At 67.5% G+C, this 18,743-nt stretch carries 17 protein-coding genes and 2 pseudogenes; 13 read left to right on the plus strand and 6 right to left on the minus strand.

Features of this window, described 5'->3' with window-relative positions; translation table 11 throughout:
• Positions 1 to 315 (minus strand): annotated as a pseudogene (locus VLF18_RS21200) (hypothetical protein); the annotation flags it as partial.
• On the opposite strand from VLF18_RS21200, the gene dksA reads away from it, so the two are divergent.
• The gene (gene dksA, locus VLF18_RS21205) at positions 296 to 817 is read left to right on the plus strand and encodes an RNA polymerase-binding protein DksA (protein WP_325281622.1); all 522 of its coding nucleotides are present in this window, start codon (positions 296 to 298) and stop codon (positions 815 to 817) included. The pseudogene VLF18_RS21200 and the gene dksA overlap by 20 nt on opposite strands.
• Before the next feature lie 76 nt (positions 818 to 893).
• Here dksA and VLF18_RS21210 read toward each other — a convergent pair whose 3' ends face one another.
• Together VLF18_RS21210 and cysS are read right to left on the minus strand one after the other, a co-directional pair.
• The gene (locus VLF18_RS21210; RefSeq protein ID WP_325281623.1) at positions 894 to 1,328 is read right to left on the minus strand and encodes a SufE family protein; all 435 of its coding nucleotides are present in this window, start codon (positions 1,326 to 1,328) and stop codon (positions 894 to 896) included.
• Positions 1,325 to 2,704: a cysteine--tRNA ligase gene (gene cysS, locus VLF18_RS21215; protein ID WP_325281624.1), complete on the minus strand. Its 1,380-nt coding sequence runs from the start codon at positions 2,702 to 2,704 to the stop codon at positions 1,325 to 1,327. Before cysS ends, VLF18_RS21210 begins: the two co-directional genes overlap by 4 nt.
• 297 nt (positions 2,705 to 3,001) lie before the next feature.
• On the opposite strand from cysS, the gene VLF18_RS21220 reads away from it, so the two are divergent.
• The 12 genes and pseudogenes from VLF18_RS21220 (at position 3,002) to VLF18_RS21270 (ending at position 14,131) form a co-directional block, all read left to right on the plus strand.
• Positions 3,002 to 3,544, plus strand: a complete 543-nt coding sequence (locus VLF18_RS21220; protein ID WP_325281625.1) for a glycine zipper 2TM domain-containing protein — start codon at positions 3,002 to 3,004, stop codon at positions 3,542 to 3,544.
• Positions 3,545 to 3,552: 8 nt separating this feature from the next.
• A pseudogene (locus tag VLF18_RS23205) lies at positions 3,553 to 3,801 on the plus strand (DUF4279 domain-containing protein); the annotation flags it as partial.
• Between the two features lie 40 nt (positions 3,802 to 3,841).
• Positions 3,842 to 4,036 carry a hypothetical protein gene (locus VLF18_RS21225; RefSeq protein WP_325281626.1) on the plus strand — a complete coding sequence of 65 codons (195 nt, stop codon included), beginning with the start codon at positions 3,842 to 3,844 and terminating at the stop codon, positions 4,034 to 4,036.
• Positions 4,037 to 4,351: 315 nt separating this feature from the next.
• The gene (locus tag VLF18_RS21230) at positions 4,352 to 5,359 is read left to right on the plus strand and encodes an N-acetylornithine carbamoyltransferase (RefSeq protein ID WP_325281627.1); all 1,008 of its coding nucleotides are present in this window, start codon (positions 4,352 to 4,354) and stop codon (positions 5,357 to 5,359) included.
• Between the two features lie 34 nt (positions 5,360 to 5,393).
• Positions 5,394 to 6,608 carry an argininosuccinate synthase gene (locus tag VLF18_RS21235; protein ID WP_325281628.1) on the plus strand — a complete coding sequence of 405 codons (1,215 nt, stop codon included), beginning with the start codon at positions 5,394 to 5,396 and terminating at the stop codon, positions 6,606 to 6,608.
• Positions 6,605 to 7,714, plus strand: coding sequence for an acetylornithine deacetylase (locus tag VLF18_RS21240; RefSeq protein ID WP_325281629.1), 1,110 nt, complete (start codon positions 6,605 to 6,607; stop codon positions 7,712 to 7,714). Before VLF18_RS21235 ends, VLF18_RS21240 begins: the two co-directional genes overlap by 4 nt.
• Entirely contained in the window at positions 7,701 to 9,017 is a 1,317-nt protein-coding gene (locus tag VLF18_RS21245) for an acetylglutamate kinase (RefSeq protein WP_325281630.1), read from the plus strand. The genes VLF18_RS21240 and VLF18_RS21245 overlap by 14 nt, the downstream gene beginning before the upstream one ends.
• 10 nt (positions 9,018 to 9,027) lie before the next feature.
• Positions 9,028 to 9,987 (plus strand): N-acetyl-gamma-glutamyl-phosphate reductase, encoded by a 960-nt coding sequence (gene argC, locus VLF18_RS21250; RefSeq protein WP_325281631.1) that lies wholly within the window; start codon positions 9,028 to 9,030, stop codon positions 9,985 to 9,987.
• Positions 9,984 to 11,285: an argininosuccinate lyase gene (gene argH / locus VLF18_RS21255; protein WP_325281632.1), complete on the plus strand. Its 1,302-nt coding sequence runs from the start codon at positions 9,984 to 9,986 to the stop codon at positions 11,283 to 11,285. The genes argC and argH overlap by 4 nt, the downstream gene beginning before the upstream one ends.
• Positions 11,282 to 12,436, plus strand: coding sequence for a glutamate 5-kinase (gene proB / locus VLF18_RS21260; RefSeq protein WP_325281633.1), 1,155 nt, complete (start codon positions 11,282 to 11,284; stop codon positions 12,434 to 12,436). The genes argH and proB overlap by 4 nt, the downstream gene beginning before the upstream one ends.
• Positions 12,433 to 13,695, plus strand: a complete 1,263-nt coding sequence (locus tag VLF18_RS21265) for a glutamate-5-semialdehyde dehydrogenase (protein ID WP_325281634.1) — start codon at positions 12,433 to 12,435, stop codon at positions 13,693 to 13,695. The genes proB and VLF18_RS21265 overlap by 4 nt, the downstream gene beginning before the upstream one ends.
• Before the next feature lie 178 nt (positions 13,696 to 13,873).
• The gene (locus tag VLF18_RS21270; RefSeq protein ID WP_325281635.1) at positions 13,874 to 14,131 is read left to right on the plus strand and encodes a hypothetical protein; all 258 of its coding nucleotides are present in this window, start codon (positions 13,874 to 13,876) and stop codon (positions 14,129 to 14,131) included.
• On the opposite strand, the gene VLF18_RS21275 is transcribed toward VLF18_RS21270, so the two are convergent.
• The 3 genes from VLF18_RS21275 to VLF18_RS21285 form a co-directional block, all read right to left on the minus strand.
• Complete coding sequence (locus VLF18_RS21275) at positions 14,132 to 15,415, minus strand: glycosyl hydrolase family 8 (protein WP_325281636.1); 1,284 nt, start codon at positions 15,413 to 15,415, stop codon at positions 14,132 to 14,134.
• A gap of 112 nt (positions 15,416 to 15,527) precedes the next feature.
• Entirely contained in the window at positions 15,528 to 16,961 is a 1,434-nt protein-coding gene (locus tag VLF18_RS21280; protein WP_325281637.1) for an aldehyde dehydrogenase family protein, read from the minus strand.
• Between the two features lie 118 nt (positions 16,962 to 17,079).
• Positions 17,080 to 18,720: an acetolactate synthase large subunit gene (locus VLF18_RS21285; RefSeq protein ID WP_325281638.1), complete on the minus strand. Its 1,641-nt coding sequence runs from the start codon at positions 18,718 to 18,720 to the stop codon at positions 17,080 to 17,082.
• Positions 18,721 to 18,743: the final 23 nt, after the last annotated feature.

Consider the following 18,743-nt stretch of genomic DNA (forward strand, 5'->3'; position numbering starts at 1 on the left):
ATCCAAGCCCGCAGCGAAAGCCGTTGCGAAACCTGCAGCCAAGCCGGCGCCGAAGGTCGTCGCGAAATCCGCGTCGAAACCGGTAAAAGCGAGTGCGCCGGCCGCCGCGCCGGGCAAACCGAAATCGGCACCCGCTCCGGCTCCGGCTTCCTCGAAGGTGAAACACGTAGCACCTACGATGGCGCCCGCCGTTGCGAAAACGGCGGCGCCGAAAACAACGGCACCTGCGGCGCCCGTGGCCGCACCGCCCGCACCGATTGCAACACCAGCCCCCTCAAGCAAATCGACGAAGCAAGTGATTACAGAAGAAAGCAAGAAGAATTCGCGCAAAGGCGTCATCGCACCGACCGCTTCCGAAGCGGGCATCACGATGGAAGGCGGACGCTATGCGCTCGCCGCGACGACGAACATCGATCTGCCGCCGGGTTATCGTCCCTCGCAGGACGAGGAATACATGAACCCGATGCATCTCGCGTTCTTCCGAAACAAGCTGCGCGAATGGCGCGATCAGCTCGTCGAGGAGTCGAAGCAGACCATCGACAACCTGCGCGAGGAAGTCCGCGACATCGGCGACGAAGCCGAACGCGCGACGCGCGAGACCGAGAATTCGCTGGAACTGCGTACGCGCGACCGCTATCGCAAGCTCATCGCGAAGATCGACAAGGCGCTCAAGCGCATCGAGGAAGGCCGCTACGGCTACTGCGAAGAGACCGACGAAGACATCGGCCTCGAACGTCTCGAGGCGCGTCCGATCGCGACGCTGTGCCTCGACGCGCAGGAGCGCTGGGAGCACCGCCAGCGCCAGATGGGCGACTGAGAGAATCACGAAAAGCCCCGCGAGAGCGGGGCTTTTCGTTGATGCAATCGATGCGGGACTCTGCCGCGATCGAAAGCTAGGTCGAAAGCGCGGCGCGGGCGTGCTGCTTGATCGTCTGCAGCATCGCGACGAGCCCGTTCGAACGCGTCGGCGACAGATGCCTGGCGAGACCTATCGAATCGACGAAGCGCGGTTCGGTTGCGGCGATCGCTTCGGCCGAGCGGCCCGAATAGACGCGCAGCAGCAGCGCGATCAGGCCGGTCACGATCGACGAGTCGCTCGTCGCCGCGAAATCGAGGCGCTGCGCATCGCCCGATGCGACGAGCCAGACCTGCGACTGGCAGCCGTGAACCTTGTTCGCGTCGGTCTTCCATTCGTCCGGAAACGGCGCGAGCTTGCGGCCGAGATCGATCAGATACTGGTAACGCTCGGTCCAGTCGCCGAAGAACGAAAACTCGTCGATGATCGCATCCTGCGCGGCTTGGGCCGCGGCGGTCGAAGTCTCGCTCACGTGCCTACCCGCCAGCGCGTTCCCTGCGCGCTGTCTTCGATCGTGATGTTCATGCCCGAGAGTTCGGCACGGATCTGATCGGCCCGGGCGAAGTCGCGTGCCGCGCGCGCGGCGTTGCGTTCGGCAACCAGCGCGTCGATGCGGGCAGGATCGACGCCCGCTCCGGAAGGCGTCTGCTTGAACCACGCCTCGGCATCCTGATGCAGGAGGCCGACCAGATTCGCCGCCGCGAGAAAGCGCCCCTTGGCGAGCGACGCGTCACCGGTGCCGACACTGCGCCGTGCCGTATCCGCAAGTCCGGCCAGCAGCGCGAACGCTTCGGGGGTATTGAGATCGTCGAGCAGCGAAGCTTCGAAGTCCTCCGGCACGGGTGTGGCTGGCGCATCGACGCGGGACAGATCGCGCAGCACGCCATACCAGCCGTCGAGCGTCGCGCGCGCCTGCCGCAGTGCCGTGTCGGACCAGTCCAGCGGCTGCCGGTAGTGCGCCTTGAGCAGTACGAAACGCAGCACTTCGGCGGGGTACAGGTCGAGCAGCTCGTGCAGGATCAGCGTGTTGCCGACCGACTTCGACATCTTGCGCCCTTCGAGCGTCAGCATGCCGTTGTGAAGCCAGTAGCGCGCGAACACCTTGCCGCCGTGCGCGCAGGTGCTCTGGGCCACTTCGTTTTCGTGATGCGGGAACTGCAGATCGACGCCGCCGGCGTGAATGTCGATCGTTTCGCCGAGGTGCGTTTCGCTCATCGCCGAGCACTCGATGTGCCAGCCGGGGCGGCCGCGGCCCCACGGACTGTCCCAGCCGGGCAGGTCGTCGGTCGAGGGCTTCCAGAGCACGAAGTCGGCCGGATTCTTCTTGTACGGCGCGACTTCGACGCGCGCGCCGGCGATCATGTCATCGAGCGAGCGGCCGGACAGGTGGCCGTAGTCGGCATAGCTCGACACGTCGAACAGCACGTGGTTCTCGGCCGAATAGGCGTGTCCGCTCGCGATCAGCCGCTCGCACATCGCGATGATCTGCGGGATATGGGTCGTCGCGTGCGGCTCCACGTCGGGCGGATCGACGCCGAGGCGGGCCATGTCGTCGCGGTACGCAGCGGCAAAGCGGTCGGTGATCGCGCTGATGGGCTGGCCGCTCTGACGCGCGGCCTCGTTGATCTTGTCGTCGACATCGGTGATGTTGCGCGCGTAGACGACGCCCGGGAAATGGCGGCGCAGCAGCCGGGCCAGCAGTGCAAATACGACGGCCGGGCGCGCGTTGCCGATATGGATGTAGTTGTAGACGGTCGGTCCGCAGGCATACAGCGTCACGCGGTTCGGGTCCTGAGGAACGAAGTCCTCGACGCGGCGGGTCAGGCTGTTGTGTAGACGGAGATTCATCGTTGGACGCTCTGGTTAGCCTGCAAGTGTAGCAGCGAGTCTTGCATCGATGCCCGAGGCCAGGGCCTCGCCGCGGCGTCGTTTGCCGACCGGCCGGATGCCGCGGCGCGCGGCCGTTCAGCTCGTGCGCGACTAAGCACTTGACCGTTCTCGCCTTATCGCCGATTCAGCCAGTTCGAGTTAAATTCTCATCAAGTCTATGGAGAAACGCGCCCGTACCGGTTGGTAGCCGGGGCGGTGTGGCCTGAGTCGGTGCTTGCGGTCCGCGCGTTTCGCCAGCTTTCCGGAGATGAGTAAATGTCAGGTCGGGTTTTGCCGTGGTGCGCCGCCGTGCTTCTTTCGTTCCAGCCGCTCGCTCATGCCCAGGGCGACCGCCGCGATGTCGGCGACGAAGGCGTTCACTTCGCCTGGGCCGACGTAGTCCGCGTCGACCCGATCTATACCTACGAACGCGTCAGCCGGCCTGACCGCGAGTGCTACGACACCGAAATCACCCGCCGCGAGGACCGTCGCGGCAACAACGCCGGTGCGACCGTGCTCGGAGCCATCATCGGCGGCGCGCTCGGAAATCAGGTCGGCAAGGGCGACGGCCGCAAGGCCGCGACGATCGCCGGCGCCGTAGCCGGCGGCGCGATCGCCAACAACGCTGCGCGTCGCGATGACAGCACCTACGTCACGAGCGAACGTCATTGCCGCGAAGTCGACGGCGGTTATGAAGAACGCCGCATCAATGGCTACGACGTCGAATATCGCTACCGTGGCGAAACCTACATGTCGCGGCTGACCTACGATCCGGGCGAGCGCATTCGCGTTCGCGTGTCAGTGACGCCGGCGGACTGATTCGCCGCGTGGCAGAAATCGAGCGGAACGCGGACGAGCCGCCGCAGCGCTACTTCAAGACCGGCGACGGATTGCGCGTACGTCTCTACCTTTATGGTGACGATCTCGACCCTGACGAGACCTCCGCGGCGCTGGGGATTGCCGCCGACCGTGCGCGTCGTCGCGGGCCGTGGGTGAGTGAGAAGACGGGACGTACCTCTAACCGGCGGACAGGGTTCTGGTCGATGGCTTCGGATATTGAATCGGACGAGCTCGAGGAGCACTTCCGCGATTCGCGGACGATTGCCCGATCCGGACATGAACCTGCTGTCGTTGCCCGGGGCCACCTCGGGACTGCTCGATGTACTCGTGCAGGCGCCAAACTACGGTCCGGACACGAGTCCGCACGTCGGTTTCCGTTTCGAGCCTGACGATCTCGCGGCGCTGGGAAGGCTCGGTATCAGTTTCGAACTCACCTGCTACCTGCCGGTACCCGCAGATGGCGCTGACTGACCTTCGAGCATCCCGCGTCCGGCCGCTTATGCCTAAGTATTGTTGCGCCGCGCAACGCTTCCGTGCATGATCGCCGGGCCTTTTTTCGGACCTTCCATGTCCCCGAACTATTCCGACGCCGACATCCTGACCAGCGCCCGCATGGCAGCTGGCATGACGTCGCGCGCGCGCCGACCGTTCCCGCCGATCACCGCCGGGTAGGTTGTCGCACAGCTTTCATGTGTTTCGACGAAAAACCCGGTCCCTGAACCGGGTTTTTTCTTGTTCGAGCATCGAACCCGGTAGCCAGGCAACCCGCCACTTCCGAGGATTTCGATGACTCTGCGCCATTTCCTGAACACGAACGACTGGTCCCGCGCCGAACTCGACGCGCTGCTCGAACAGGCCGCCCGCTTCAAGGCAAGCCGGCTCGGTCGGCAGATGGCCGGCAAGTCCATCGCGCTGCTGTTCTTCAATCCGTCGATGCGCACGCGCACGAGTTTCGAACTTGGTGCGTTCCAGCTCGGCGGTCACGCCGTCGTGCTGGAGCCGGGCAAGGCCGCCTGGCCGATCGAGTTCGAGCCCGGCGCGATCATGGAAGGCGATACCGAGGAGCACATCGCCGAAGTCGCGCGCGTGCTGTCGCGCTACGTCGACATGATCGGCGTCCGCGCCTTCCCGAAATTCCAGCACTGGGAAATCGATCGGGAGGACCGCGTGCTGAAGGCGTTCGCCCAGTACTCGACGGTGCCGGTGATCAATCTCGAGACGATCACGCATCCCTGCCAGGAACTCGCGCACATCCTCGCGCTGCAGCAGCACTTCGGTTCGCTGGATCGCAAGAAGTACGTGCTGACCTGGACCTACCACCCCAAGCCGCTGAACACGGCCGTCGCCAATTCGGCGCTGCTGATCGCGACGCGCTTCGGGATGGACGTAACCCTGCTGTGTCCGACGTCCGACTACGCGCTCGACGCGCGCTACATGGGACTGGCGCAGAAGAACGCTGCCGAGAGCGGCGGTTCGCTGCAGATCAGCCATGACATCGAAGCCAGCTATCGCGGCGCCGACGTGGTCTATGCCAAGAGCTGGGGCGCGCTGCCGTTCTTCGGCCGCTGGGAGCAGGAAAAGCCGATCCGCGAGGCGCACCGCCACTTCATCGTCGACGAAGCGAAGATGGCGCTGACCAACAACGGCGTGTTCAGCCACTGCCTGCCGCTGCGGCGCAACGTCAAGGCGACCGACGCCGTGATGGACTCGCCGGCCTGCATCGCAGTCGACGAAGCCGAGAACCGCCTGCACGTACAGAAGGCCATCATGGCCGCGCTGCTGTCGCAGCGCTGATCGTTTCCTTTATTTCTATTCTGGATAAATACCCATGTCCGATACGAACAGCGCCGCTGCCAAGGACGTCGTGCTCGCGTTTTCCGGCGGTCTCGATACGAGTTTCTGCATTCCCTATCTGCAGGAGCGCGGCTACGCCGTGCATACGGTTTTCGCCGACACCGGCGGTGTCGATGCGGAAGAGCGCGCGTTCATCGAAGCGCGCGCCGCCGAACTCGGCGCGGCGAGCCATGTCACCGTCGACGGCGGCCCGGCGATCTGGTCGGGTTTCGTCAAGCCGTTCGTCCAGGCCGGCGAGGGCTATCAAGGCCAGTATCCGCTGCTCGTGTCCGATCGCTATCTCATCGTCGAAGCGGCGCTGCGCCGCTGCGTCGAGATCGGCACGCGCCGCATCGCGCACGGCTGCACCGGCATGGGCAACGATCAGGTGCGCTTCGATCTCGCGGTCAAGGCGCTCGGCGACTACGAAATTCTCGCGCCGATCCGCGAAATCCAGCGCGAGCACAAGGAGGTCCGCGCGTACGAGCAGCGCTATCTCGAAGAACGCGGCTTCGGCGTGCGCGCGAAACAGAAGCGCTACACGATCAACGAGAATCTGCTCGGCGTGACCATGTCCGGCGGCGAGATCGACCGCTGGGAAGCGCCGGGCGAAGGCGCGCGCGGCTGGTGCGCGCCGCGTGCGGAATGGCCGGCGCAACCGCTGCAGGTGCGCATCGGTTTCGAGCAGGGCGAGGCGGTGGCGCTCGACGGCGAGCGCATGGCGGGACACGCCATCCTGGCCCGGCTCAACGCCGCGCTGGCGCCTTACGGCGTCGGTCGCGGCATCTATACGGGCGACACGACGATCGGCCTCAAGGGACGCATCATCTTCGAAGCGCCGGGTCTGATCGCATTGCTTTCCGCACATCGTGCGCTGGAGGAAGCCGTGCTGTCGCGTCATCAGAACCGCTTCAAGCCGGAAGTCGCGCGCCGCTGGGTCGAGCTCGTCTATGAAGGCTTCTATCACGATCCGCTGAAGGCCGATCTGGAGGCCTTTCTCGCGTCGAGCCAGCGCTGCGTCAACGGCGAAGTCACGCTCGAAACGGCCGGCGGCAGCATCCACGCCATCGTCGTGAAGTCGCCGCACATTCTCAATGCGAAGGGCGCTACCTACGCGCAGTCGGCGGACTGGGGCGTGGCCGAGGCCGAGGGCTTCATCCGGCTCTACGGCATGAGTTCGACGCTCTGGGCCGAGGTCAACCGCTCGTGACCACAGGCAACGTACTGCTCGACGATTGCCTGCACCATCTGCGCGCGCTCGTATCCCACGACACGCAGAACCCGCCGCGCGCGATCGGCACGGGCGGCATATTCGACTATCTGCAGGCGCAACTGCCGGGGTTTCGCCACCAGATCACCGATTTCGGCGCCGGCGCAGTCAGCCTGTATTCGGTGCGCGGCAATCCGCGGTTTCTTATCAATGTGCATCTGGATACGGTTCCGGCGACGCCGACCTGGACGCGCGATCCGTTCGACCTGCTCGTGACGTCCGACCGCGCCATCGGCATGGGTGCCTGCGACATCAAGGGCGCGGCTGCGGCCATGGTCGCGGCAGCCCGGCTCGTCGACGGCGACTGCGCGTTCCTGTTCTCCTCCGACGAGGAGGCCAACGATGCGCGCTGCATCGCCGGATTCTTGCGCGACAAGCCCGCGTTCGATGCGGTGCTCGTCGCCGAGCCGACCAAGGCCGAAGCCGTGCTCGCGCACCGCGGCATCAGCTCGGTGCGCATGCGCTTCGCCGGCCGTGCCGGTCACGCCTCGGCTGCGAGTGCCGCCAGCGACAGCGCCGTGCATCAGGCGCTGCGCTGGGGCGAACGCGCGCTCAATCATGTCGAATCGCTCGCGCATCACCGCTTCGGCGGGCTGACCGGCCTGCGTTTCAACATCGGCCGCATAGAGGGCGGCATCAAGGCCAACGTGATCGCGCCGTCGTGCGAGGTGCGCTTCGGTTTTCGTCCGTTGCCGACGATGGCCACCGAGGAACTGCTCGACACCTTCCGCACGCTGGGGCCGGCGCTGCCGGTGGAGTTCGAGCCGACCTTCTTCGGCGCGTCGCTGCCGGCCGGCGACACGGCGGCGGCGGAATCGCGTCGGCTCGCTGCGCGCGATATCGCCGACGAGCTCGGCCTGCCGATCGGCAATGCCGTGGATTTCTGGACCGAGGCCGCGCTGTTCTCGGCGGCGGGCTATACGAGCTTCGTCTACGGCCCCGGCGACATCGCCCAGGCGCATGCCGCCGACGAGTGGGTCGCGCTCGATCAATTGCTGCACGTTACCGAAAGCTACGCACGGATCATCACGCATGGCCGCCATTAAGGACGTTCGCCAGACCATCGTCCGCCTGCTGTCGAGCATGGCGAGCGCGAAGGAAATCTCCCAGTACCTGAAGCGCTTTTCGCAGCTCGATGCGAAGCGCTTCGCGGTCGTCAAGGTCGGCGGCGCGGTGCTGCGCGACGATCTCGACGCGCTGACCTCGTCGCTCGCGTTCCTGCAGCAGGTCGGGCTGACGCCGATCGTCGTGCACGGCGCCGGCCCGCAGCTCGACGAGCAGCTGTCGGCCGCGGGCATCGTCAAGCAGACCGTCGACGGCCTGCGCGTGACCTCGCCCGAAGCGCTCGCGATCGTGCGCCGCGTGATGCAGGCCGAGAACCTGCGTCTCGTCGAATCGCTGCAGACGCTCGACGTGCGCGCGACCTCGGTGGTCGGCGGCGTGTTCGAGTCGCGCTTCATCGATCAGGCGCGGCTCGGTCTCGTCGGCGAAGTGCAGTCGGTCAATCTCGCGCCGATCGAAGCGAGCCTCAACGCCGGTTCGATTCCGGTCATCGCGAGCCTCGGCGAAACCGCGGGCGGGCAGATCCTCAACATCAATGCCGACTTCGCCGCGAACGAACTCGTGCAGGTGCTGCAGCCCTACAAGATCATCTTCCTGACCGGCACCGGCGGCCTGCTCGACGACGAGGGCAAGGTCATCGACTCGATCAACCTGTCGACCGAATACGACCACCTGATGGCGCAGCCCTGGATCAACGGCGGCATGCGCCTGAAGATCGAGCAGATCCGCGATCTGCTGGAAAACCTGCCGCTGGCATCGTCCGTGTCGATCACGCGGCCGGCGGAACTCGCGAAGGAGCTGTTCACGCACAAGGGCTCGGGCACGCTGATTCGCCGCGGCGAAAAGGTGCTGCGCTTCACGTCCTGGGACGGCATCGACCGGCCGCGCCTGCGCGCGCTGATCGAATCGAGCTTCGGGCGCACGCTGGTCGACGACTACTTCGAGCGCACGACGCCGTTTCGCGTCTACGTCAGCGAAAACTACCGCACCGCGGTCATCCTGACCGAGGCCGAAGGGCTGACCTACCTCGACAAGTTCGCGGTGCTCGACGAGGCGCAGGGCGAGGGTCTCGGCCGCGCGGTCTGGCAGATCATGCGCGAGGAAAACCCGACCCTGTTCTGGCGGTCGCGCCACGCCAATCTCGTCAATCCGTTCTACTATGCCGAGTCAGACGGATGCTACAAACAGGAGAAGTGGAAAGTGTTCTGGTACGGGCTGTCGGCGTTCGACACGATCGAGCGCTGCGTCGAACACTGCCGCGGCCGTCCTGCGACGCTGCTCGGCTGAGGCGGATCCCATGACGAAGTCAGTAGGCATCATCGGCGCACGCGGGCATACCGGCGCGGAGCTCATCCGGCTGATCGCGGCGCATCCCGGCCTCGAACTCGCGTTCGTGTCCTCGCGCGAGCTCGACGGCCGTCCGGTCGCCGGCAGCGTTCCGGAGTTCCGCGGTGCGCTGCGCTACAGCAACCTCGATGCCGACGCGACGGCGCAGCAGGCTGTCGACGCGGTCGTGCTCGCGCTGCCGAACGGCAAGGCGGCGTCCTACGTCGCGGCCATCGACGCAGTGGCCCCGGAGCGCGTCGTCGTCGATCTCTCGGCCGACAATCGCTTCGACCGCCAGTGGTACTACGGCCTGCCCGAACTGACGCGCGCGCGCTATGCCGGACAGAAGCGCATCAGCAATCCCGGTTGCTATGCGACCGCAATGCAGCTCGCGATCGCGCCGCTGGTCGATGTGCTGGCCGCGCCGCCGGCGTGTTTCGGCGTCTCGGGGTATTCCGGCGCGGGCACCACGCCGTCGGACAAGAACGATGTCGAGAAACTGCGCGACAACCTGATGCCGTATTCGCTGACCGCTCATGTGCACGAGCGCGAGGTCGGCGAACAGCTCGGTTTTCCGGTCGAGTTCATGCCGCACGTCGCACCGCATTTTCGCGGCATCACGCTGACCGCGAATCTGTGGCTGCAGCAGTCGATGACGCGCGATGCGGTCCGTGCGCGCTACGCGGAACGTTATTCGGGTGAACCGCTCGTGCGCCTCGTCGACGAGGCGCCGTGGGTCAGCCGCATCGCCGGCCGCCATCACTGCGAGATCGGCGCGTTCACGATGGCGCCCGGCGGCAAGCGCGTCGTCGTCGTCGCGACGCTCGACAACCTGCTCAAGGGCGCGGCGACGCAGGCCCTGCAGAACCTCAATCTCGCGCTGGGCCTGCCCGAGTTCAGCGCAATTGCGCAGCACGGAGAACACGCATGAGCGGCCTGCTCTGGCAAAAGGAAGGCGTCGAAGTGGACCCGCGCATCATGCGCTTTCTCGCCGGCGACGACGTGCTGCTCGATCGCGAGCTGTTTCCGTACGACGTGCAGGCGAGCAAGGCACACGTCGAAGGCCTTGCGCGCATCGGCCTGCTCGACGCGATGGAGTGCGAGGGGCTGTTGCGTGAACTCGATGCCGTGGCCGCGGATTTCGCGAGCGGCGCGTTCGTGCTCGACGAGCGCTACGAGGACGGCCACTCGGCGATCGAGGCGCGCCTGACTGAACGTCTCGGCGATGCCGGCCGCAAGGTGCATACGGGACGCAGCCGCAACGATCAGGTGCTGGTCGCCTCGCGCCTGTGGCTCAAGGCACAGCTCGGCGCGGTAGTCGGCCATTGCCGCGACGCCGCGCGCGCCTGTCTCGACCGCGCCGCCGCGGAATCCCTGCCGATGCCCGGCTATACGCATCTGCAGCGTGCCGTCGTCTCGTCGACCGCGATGTGGTTCGCGGGTTTCGCCGAGGCCTTCATCGACGATGCGCGCCGCGCGCAGGACACGCTGGCGCTCATCGATGCGAATCCGCTCGGCACGGCCGCGGGCTACGGCGTGAACCTGCCGCTCGATCGCGATTTCACGACGCAGCGCCTGGGTTTCGCGCGGCTGCAGGTCTCGCCGGTCTATGCGCAGCTCTCGCGCGGCAAGTTCGAAATCGCCGCGCTCGATGCGCTGGCCTCGGCGCTGCTGGACCTGCGCCGGCTCGCCTGGGACCTGAGCCTGTTCACGACCGCCGAATATGGCTTCGTGCACCTGCCGGCGGCGTATACGACGGGTTCGTCGATCATGCCGAACAAGCGCAATCCCGACGTCGTCGAACTCATGCGCGCCAGTTATTCGGCGGTCGCGGCGGCGCGCTGCGAAGTGGAACAGTTGCTTTCGCTGCCTTCGGGCTACCAGCGCGACCTGCAGTTCAGCAAGGGCTCGATGATTCACGGCTTCGGCCGCGGCCTCGCCGCGCTCGCGCTGCTGCCCGACCTGCTGCGCGCGTTGGCCTGGAATGCCGACGCGCTGGCTGCCGCCATCGAGCCCGCGATGTACGCGACCGACGTCGCGATCGAACAGGCGGCGGCTGGCGTGCCGTTCCGCGAAGCCTACCGGCGCGCGGCCGAAACCGCGGCCAGCGCGGGGCAGGGACGCAGCGCCGCGGCGAGTCTCGCTGCGCGCGTTTCGCCGGGCGGCGCGGCCGATCTGCGTCTGGCCGAACTGCAAGCGCGCTGGGCCGCGCTGGAAAGCGCGTCGTGAACGCGCGCCGGCACGACGAGCAGGAGCTGCCGCGCTGGCGGCGCGCCGTGCTCAAGGTCGGCAGCAGCCTGCTCGCGGCCAACGGCGGCGGGCTCAGCACGCGCTATGCGCTCGGACTGGCCGAGTTCATCGCCGCGAGCCATCGCGCGGGCCGCGAAGTCGTGCTGGTCTCCTCGGGGGCGGTCGCCGCGGGCCGGGCGCTCGTGCGTGCGCAGCCTGAAGCGGCGCACGGCCTCGCGGCGCGCCAGGCGCTCGCGGCGATCGGCCAGACCACGGTCGTCGCGCTGTGGCAGCGCTTCTTCGACCGGCCCGTCGCGCAGGTGCTGCTGACTCACGACGATCTGCGCAACCGCCGGCGCTATCTCAACGCGCGCGCGACGTTGCGCGAGCTGTTGAGTCTCGGTGCGCTGCCGGTCGTCAACGAGAACGACACGGTCGCCGTCGACGAACTCAAGCTCGGCGACAACGACAATCTCGCGGCGATCGTCGCGGCGCTCGTCGATGCCGACCTGCTCTTGATCGCGAGCGACATCGACGGACTCTATTCGGCGAATCCGCGTACCGACGCCGCGGCCGAGCCGATCGCCGAGGTACCGGTCGTCACGCCGGAGGTGCTCGCAATGGCCGGCGGCGCCGGAACTGCGGCAGGCACCGGCGGCATGCGCACGAAGCTCGAAGCGGCAACCAAGGCCGCAGCCGCGGGCATCGCGACCGTGCTGTTCAACGGCACCGACGCGGCGTGTCTGCGGCTGCTCGCGGCCGACCGTCTGCGCGGCACGCGCTTTCGCGCGGGCGCGACGCGGCTGCACGCGCGCAAATACTGGCTGCGCCATGCGCCACTCGCCGGCGGGCGCCTGCACGTCGATGCCGGTGCGGCGCGTGCGCTGCTGGCCGGCGGCGCATCGCTGCTGCCGGGCGGCATCACCGGCGTCAGCGGCGAATTCGCGCGCGGCGACATGGTGGAGATCGAAGCCGCGCACGGCGACGAGACGCGGATCGTCGCGCGCGGCATCACGCAGTATGCGGCCGGCGAAATCCGCCGCATCGCCGGACGCCGGTCGGTCGAGATCGAGGCGCTGCTCGGCTACAGCTACGGCGAGACCGTGGTCCATCGCGACGATCTCGTCGCCCTGAGCGGAGCCGATGCATGACGACCGGTGTGCGCGATCAGGCCCTGGCTTGCCGGGCCGCGGCGCAACAGGTCGCCGAACTCGACGCGGCGGCGCGCCGCCGGCTGCTCGACGCGATGGCCGACGCGCTCGCCTCCGGCGAGGCCGCGATACTCGCGGCGAATGCGCAGGATGTCGACGCCGCGGCGGCGCGCGGCACCGCCGCGGCCATGCTCGACCGCCTGCGCCTCGATCCGGCGCGCGTCGCGGCCATGGTCGCCGGCGTGCGCCATGTCGCCGGTCTGCCCGATCCGGTCGGTGCGGTCACGCGACGCGAACAGCGGCCGAACGGCCTCGTGATCGAGCGCGTGCGCGTACCGCTCGGCGTCGTCGCGATGATCTATGAGGCACGTCCGAACGTGACCGCCGACGCCGCGGCGCTCTGCATCAAGGCCGGCAACGGCGTGATCCTGCGCGGCGGCTCGGAAGCGCAGCAGTCCAATCGCGCGATCGCCGCAGCGATCGCGCGCGCGTTCGATGCCTGCGGTGTCGATCCCGGCGCAGTGGCCGTGCTCGAAGATCTGCGCCGCGACAGCATGATCGAGCTGCTGCAATTGACCGACATCGTCGACCTTGCGATTCCGCGCGGCGGAGAAGGCCTGATCCGCTTCGTCGCCGAACACGCGCGCGTGCCGGTGATCAAGCACTACAAGGGCGTCTGTCATCTCTACGTCGATGCCGATGCCGACGACGATCTCGCGCTCGACCTCGTCGTCGACGGCAAGACCACGCGGCCGGCGGTCTGCAATGCGCTGGAAACACTGCTCGTGCATGCCGCGATCGCGCCGCGCTGGCTGCCGCGCGCCGCTGCCGCATTGCGCGCGCGCGGCGTCGAACTGCGCGGCTGCGCGCGCTCGCGCGCGCTCGTCGACGAGATGGCCGAGGCCGGCGAGGCCGACTACGCCGCGGAATTTCTCGATCTGATCCTGGCCGTGCGCATCGTCGACGACGTGGAGCAGGCCGTCGCGCATATCCGCGCGTTCGGATCGGACCACACCGAAGTCATTGCGACGCGCGACGCCGCTACGGCCGAGCGCTTCATCCGCGCGCTGCGCTCGGCGGTCGTCATGGTCAATGCCTCGTCGCGCTTCAGCGACGGCGGCGAACTCGGCCTCGGTGCCGAGATCGGCATCTCGACGACGCGGCTGCATGCCTACGGCCCGATGGGCGCGGAGTCGTTGACGATCGAGCGCTACGTCGTCCGCGGCGAAGGACAGATACGGCATCCGAAAGCGCCGTAGTCCCTGTTTCGCGTTCGTACGGCAAGGCGTGCAGGAAGGACGTCAGGTCGCGGCGCGCCCGCAGGCACGCATGCGCCAGGACGTGCGATCCATGCCATCAGTTGGGTCGAATGCACGCAACTGTCGTCCGCTCCGGCGCATCCAACGTCAGGCAAGTGCAGCAACCCTGGAGCCTGCCATGACGTTCTACCGCCTGATGTCCTCGTCCACATTGCCGCCGAAGTTTGCGGTCGCCTGCGCCGCCGCCCTGGGCTTCGCCGCCGTCAACCTGTTCTTCGGCCCGTCCCGGATCGCGCCGGCCGCGACGCCGGCAACGCCGCTCGAAATCGTGACCTTGCCGACGATCGTCGTCGTGCCGACCGCAGCCGACTGGACTGCCGCCGCGGCGCTCGACACGATCGCCCAGGCGCCGCGCAAGCGCCTGGACGAAGTCTGATCACGGCGCGATGCGCTGCATGCCGTCGGCGAACAGCCGGTCGATCGCGACCGGATCCCAGTACGTGCCGCTCATGACCAGGAGCGACAGCAGCGCGACGCTGTCTTCGTAATAGCCTTCCTGGCGCGTGCGCACGCTGTCGTAGACCGCGTTGAGCCAGCTCTGCTGCGTCGGCGCGGTCATTGCCGCGACGCCGATCGGCGCGGCGAAGAAGCTCGTGAAGTAGTTCGTCGCGAGCGGCGTGCCGTCGAGCCGGTAGCCCGGACGGATGTTCGTCGCGACGCCGCCGCTCGCGGCCTGCGACCACGACGCGATGCGCCGCGCCTGGCGCGCGGCGTCCGCGTCGCCGTGCAGCAGCGCGTGCGTCGCGAGCCGCAGCGGCACGCGGCCCGCGTTGTAGGCGTAGTCGCCGTCGTTCGGACCTTCGAGAAAATCCGGCGGCGCGGGTTTGACCTGAGCCGAACCCGCACTCTCGCGCACGACGAAGTCCGGTACGAGGCCGGTCGCCGGCGCGTAGGTCGTCTGCAGATGTTCGACCGCCGCGCGCATCGCGACGATCGACTGCGACCAGATCGGCGCGCCGCCGGCCGCCGCGGCGAAGTTCAGCGCGTGCGCCGGCATGAAATCCGACGGACGCACGCTGTACTGGTCGTAGGTTGCACCATCGGGCTCGACCCAGTCGCCGAGCAGCGGCAGCTTCGATGCCGGACCCGTCACGGAACCGGCCTGGCCCGCGAGCACCTGCAGCGCGTTCGCGCGGAAATCCACGGGCGTCGGACCCGGCCATTGCGCCGCGGCGATCAGCAGACCCAGCGCAAGGTCGTTGTCGCCGTCGAACGCACTGTCGTTGCCTTCCTGCGGCTGGCCGGCCGCGCTGATGTTCCAGCTCATCAGGCGATTGTCGATGCCGCTCGGATGCAGATCGGCATAGCGCCAGAGTCCGGCGGCGATCGCGGCCGCGTCGGGATCGTGGCCGGCCATGAGCGCGACGATGACGAGGCCGTAGCCCTGGCCTTCGGAAACCGTGTTGCCGTTGCCGTCGGTGTTGCAGAGCACGCGGTACAGCGGATTGCCGCCGCCGTCGGTGCCGGCCGTGCGCAGATAGGCCGTCTTCCAGCGCGCATACGCATCGCGCACGTCCTGGTCGAGCTGCGCCTGCGTGCGATGGCTGACGCGCAGGCTGCCGGCCGCATAGTTCACATGTTGCGGAAACGGATGAAGCGGCGTTTGCGCCGCGGCCGGCACGGCGGCGCAGCACAGCATCAGGGCGAGCAGGGTACGCATTCGGTGCCTCCGAAACTCGACGGAGCGATTGCAGTCGACGCCGGCGTTCCGTTCGCTCGAACGCGTCGCACGACGGCCGATGCCGACCAAGGTCGACATCGGCGATCGGCGCTCACGCGTCGCGCACGACGAGCAGGCGCAGCTCGGTCATGTCTTCGATCGCGTAGCGGATGCCTTCGCGGCCGAGGCCCGAATCCTTGACGCCGCCGTAAGGCATGTTGTCGACGCGGAAGCTCGGCACGTCGCCGACGATGACGCCGCCGACTTCGAGCAGGTCCCACGCGCGCGTCGTCTTGCGCAGGTCGAAGGTGAACAGTCCGGCCTGCAGTCCGAAATCGCTGTCATTGACGGACGCGAGCGCCGCATCGAAATCGCTCCAGCGCTGCAGCAGCACGACCGGTCCGAACGCTTCCTGGCAGGACACGGCCTGCGTCGCGTCGACGCCTTCGAGCACGGCGGGTTCGAGCATCGCGCCGTCGCGGCTGCCGCCGCAGAGCAGCGTCGCGCCGGCGGCCACGGCGTCGCGGATCCAGCCTTCGAGGCGCTGCGCTTCCTTGACGTCGATCATCGGCCCGATGAAGGTGTCTTCGTCGCGCGGATTGCCGCACTTGAGCGCTTTGACCTTGGCGACGAGGCGGTCGCGCAGGGTGTCGTAGAGGCTGTCGTGCGCGAGGATGCGCTGAACGCTGATGCAGCTCTGGCCCGACTGGTAGAACGCGCCGAACACGAGCCGCTCGATCACGAAGTCGAGGCGCTCGCGCTGGTCGGTGTCGACGATGCAGGCGGCGTTGCCGCCGAGTTCGAGCACGACTTTCTTTTTGCCCGCACGCGCCTTGAGGTCCCAGCCCACGCCGGGCGAACCCGTGAACGACAGCAGCTTGAAGCGCTCGTCGGTCGTGAACAGGTCGGCGCCGTCGCGGTGCGCCGGCAGGATCGAGAACGCGCCGGCCGGCAGGTCGGTCTCGGCGAGGATCTCGCCGATGATCAGCGCGCCGATCGGCGTGCGGCTCGCGGGCTTGAGTACGAACGGACAGCCGGCCGCGATCGCCGGAGCGACTTTGTGCGCGGCGAGATTCAGCGGGAAGTTGAACGGCGAGATGAACGAGCACGGGCCGATCGGCACGCGCCTGGAAAACCCGCGATAGCCGCGCGCGCGTGCCGAGATTTCCAGGTTCATGACCTCGCCGCCGATGCGCAGCGATTCCTCGGCGGCGACCTTGAACGTGTCGATGAGTCGCGACACTTCCCCGCGCGCGTCCTTGATCGGCTTGCCGGCCTCGATGCAGAGCGCGACGGCCATCTCCTCCGCACGCGCGCGGAAGCGCGCGATGCAGTGTTCGAGCACGGCCTGGCGCTGGTACGGCGCGAAGCGGCGCAGCGGCTCCTGCGCCTCGACCGCGGCCGCGATCGCCGCGTCGATCGCCTTCGCATCGGCCAGCGCGACGCGCGTCGCGACCCTGCCGGTGAACTTGTCGGTGACCTCGAGATCGCTGTTCGCCGCGACGGGCTTGTTGGCGAGGTAGTAGGGGTAGGTTTCGGCGAGCACGGAGTTCCTCCTTGTCTTTAAGCCCACGATTCCGGATCTGCCTCAGAGTCGAGCTTCAACTGTCCCCCCATGCCCGCCTCTTGAACGGGCGGTTTTCCGGGAAGGAGAGCGCTTTCGTTCAGATCGCACTGCTCAACTCGCGAATCTCGCGATTGAGCACGCGGTCGTTGTCCGAATAGTCGATCGGCACGTCGATCAGGTGAACACCGGGAGTGTCGAGGCAGCGTGCGAGCAGCGGCGCGAATTCCGCCGTGTCGCGCGGCCGGTGGCCGTGCGCGCCGTAGGACTCGGCGTAGCGCACGAAATCGGGATTGCCCATGTCCATGCCGAAGTTCGGGAAATCCATATGTGCCTGTTTCCACTTGATCATGCCGTAGGCGTCGTCGCGCAGCAGCAGCACGGTCAGGTCGAGGCCGAGCCGCACCGCGGTCTCGATCTCCTGCGAATTCATCAGGAATCCGCCGTCGCCGGCGACGGCGACGACCTTGCGCTTCGGATGCACGATCTTCGCGGCGATCGCCGAGGGCAGGCCCGCGCCCATCGTCGCGAGCGCGTTGTCGAGCAGCAGCGTGTTGGGCTGGCGCGAGCGGAAGTAGCGCGCGAACCAGAGCTTGTACATGCCGTTGTCGAGGCAGAGGATGCCGTCGTCGGGCATGACCTGTCGCACGTCGGCGACGAGGCGCACCGGATGGATCGGAAAGCGCGCGTCGTCGGCGCCCTTGCGCAGATGGTCTTCGAGATGCCGCCGCACCGTGTCGAACCACGCGAAGTCCCAGTGCGGCTGCGGTGCCAGCGCTTCCTTGAGCTGCCAGACCGAGTTGGCGACGTCGCCGACGAGTTCGATCTGCGGGAAATAGACCGTGTCGACCTCGGCGCTCGAGAAGTTGACGTGGATCACCGTGCGCAGGCCGCGGCGCATGAAGAACGGCGGCTTCTCGATGACGTCGTGGCCGCAGTTGACGATGCAGTCGGCCTGCTCGATCGCGCGGTGCACGAAGTCGCCGTCGCTGAGCGCGGCGTTGCCGAGCCAGAGCGGGTGGTCCTCGTCGATGACGCCCTTGCCCATCTGCGTCGTGAAGAACGGGATGCCGGTGTGGTCGACGAACGCGTGCAGCATCTTGGAGCAGGTCTTGCGGTTCGCGCCGGCGCCGATCATCAGCAGCGGACGCTTCGCGTCGCGGATCGCCGCCGCGGCGTGCGCGACGGCCTTCTCGTCGGCGATCGGCCGGCGCCGATAGCTCGCCGGGATAAGGATCGCGTCGGATTCGTCGCGCGCGATGTCCTCGGGCAGTTCGAGGTGCGCGGCGCCGGGCCGTTCTTCCTCGGCCTGGCGGAAGCTCTCGCGCACGCGCGCCGGAATGTTGTCGGCCGAGACGATCTGCCGCGTGTACTTGGTCAAGGGCTTGAGCATGCCGACCACGTCGACAATCTGGAAATGTCCTTGTTTGGACAGTTTCACGGGCTTCTGCCCGGTCAGCATCAGCATCGGCATGCCGCCGAGCTGCGCATAGGCCGCCGAGGTGACGAAGTTCGTCGCGCCGGGGCCGAGGGTCGCCAGGCAGACGCCGGCGCGGCCGGTCAGGCGGCCGTAGGTCGCGGCCATGAAGCCGGCGGCCTGTTCGTGGCGCGTCAGGATCAGGCGGATCGACGAGGTGCGCAGCGATTCGAGCAGATCGAGGTTCTCTTCGCCGGGAATGCCGAACACGTATTCCACGCCTTCGGCTTCGAGCGCTTTCACGAACAGGTCGGACGCCTTCATGACCGCTCCTCGGTAGTCCGCTG

It is taken from the genome of Tahibacter sp. (genome assembly GCF_035481375.1).
In the GTDB taxonomy this organism is placed as follows: Bacteria; Pseudomonadota; Gammaproteobacteria; order Xanthomonadales; family Rhodanobacteraceae; genus Tahibacter.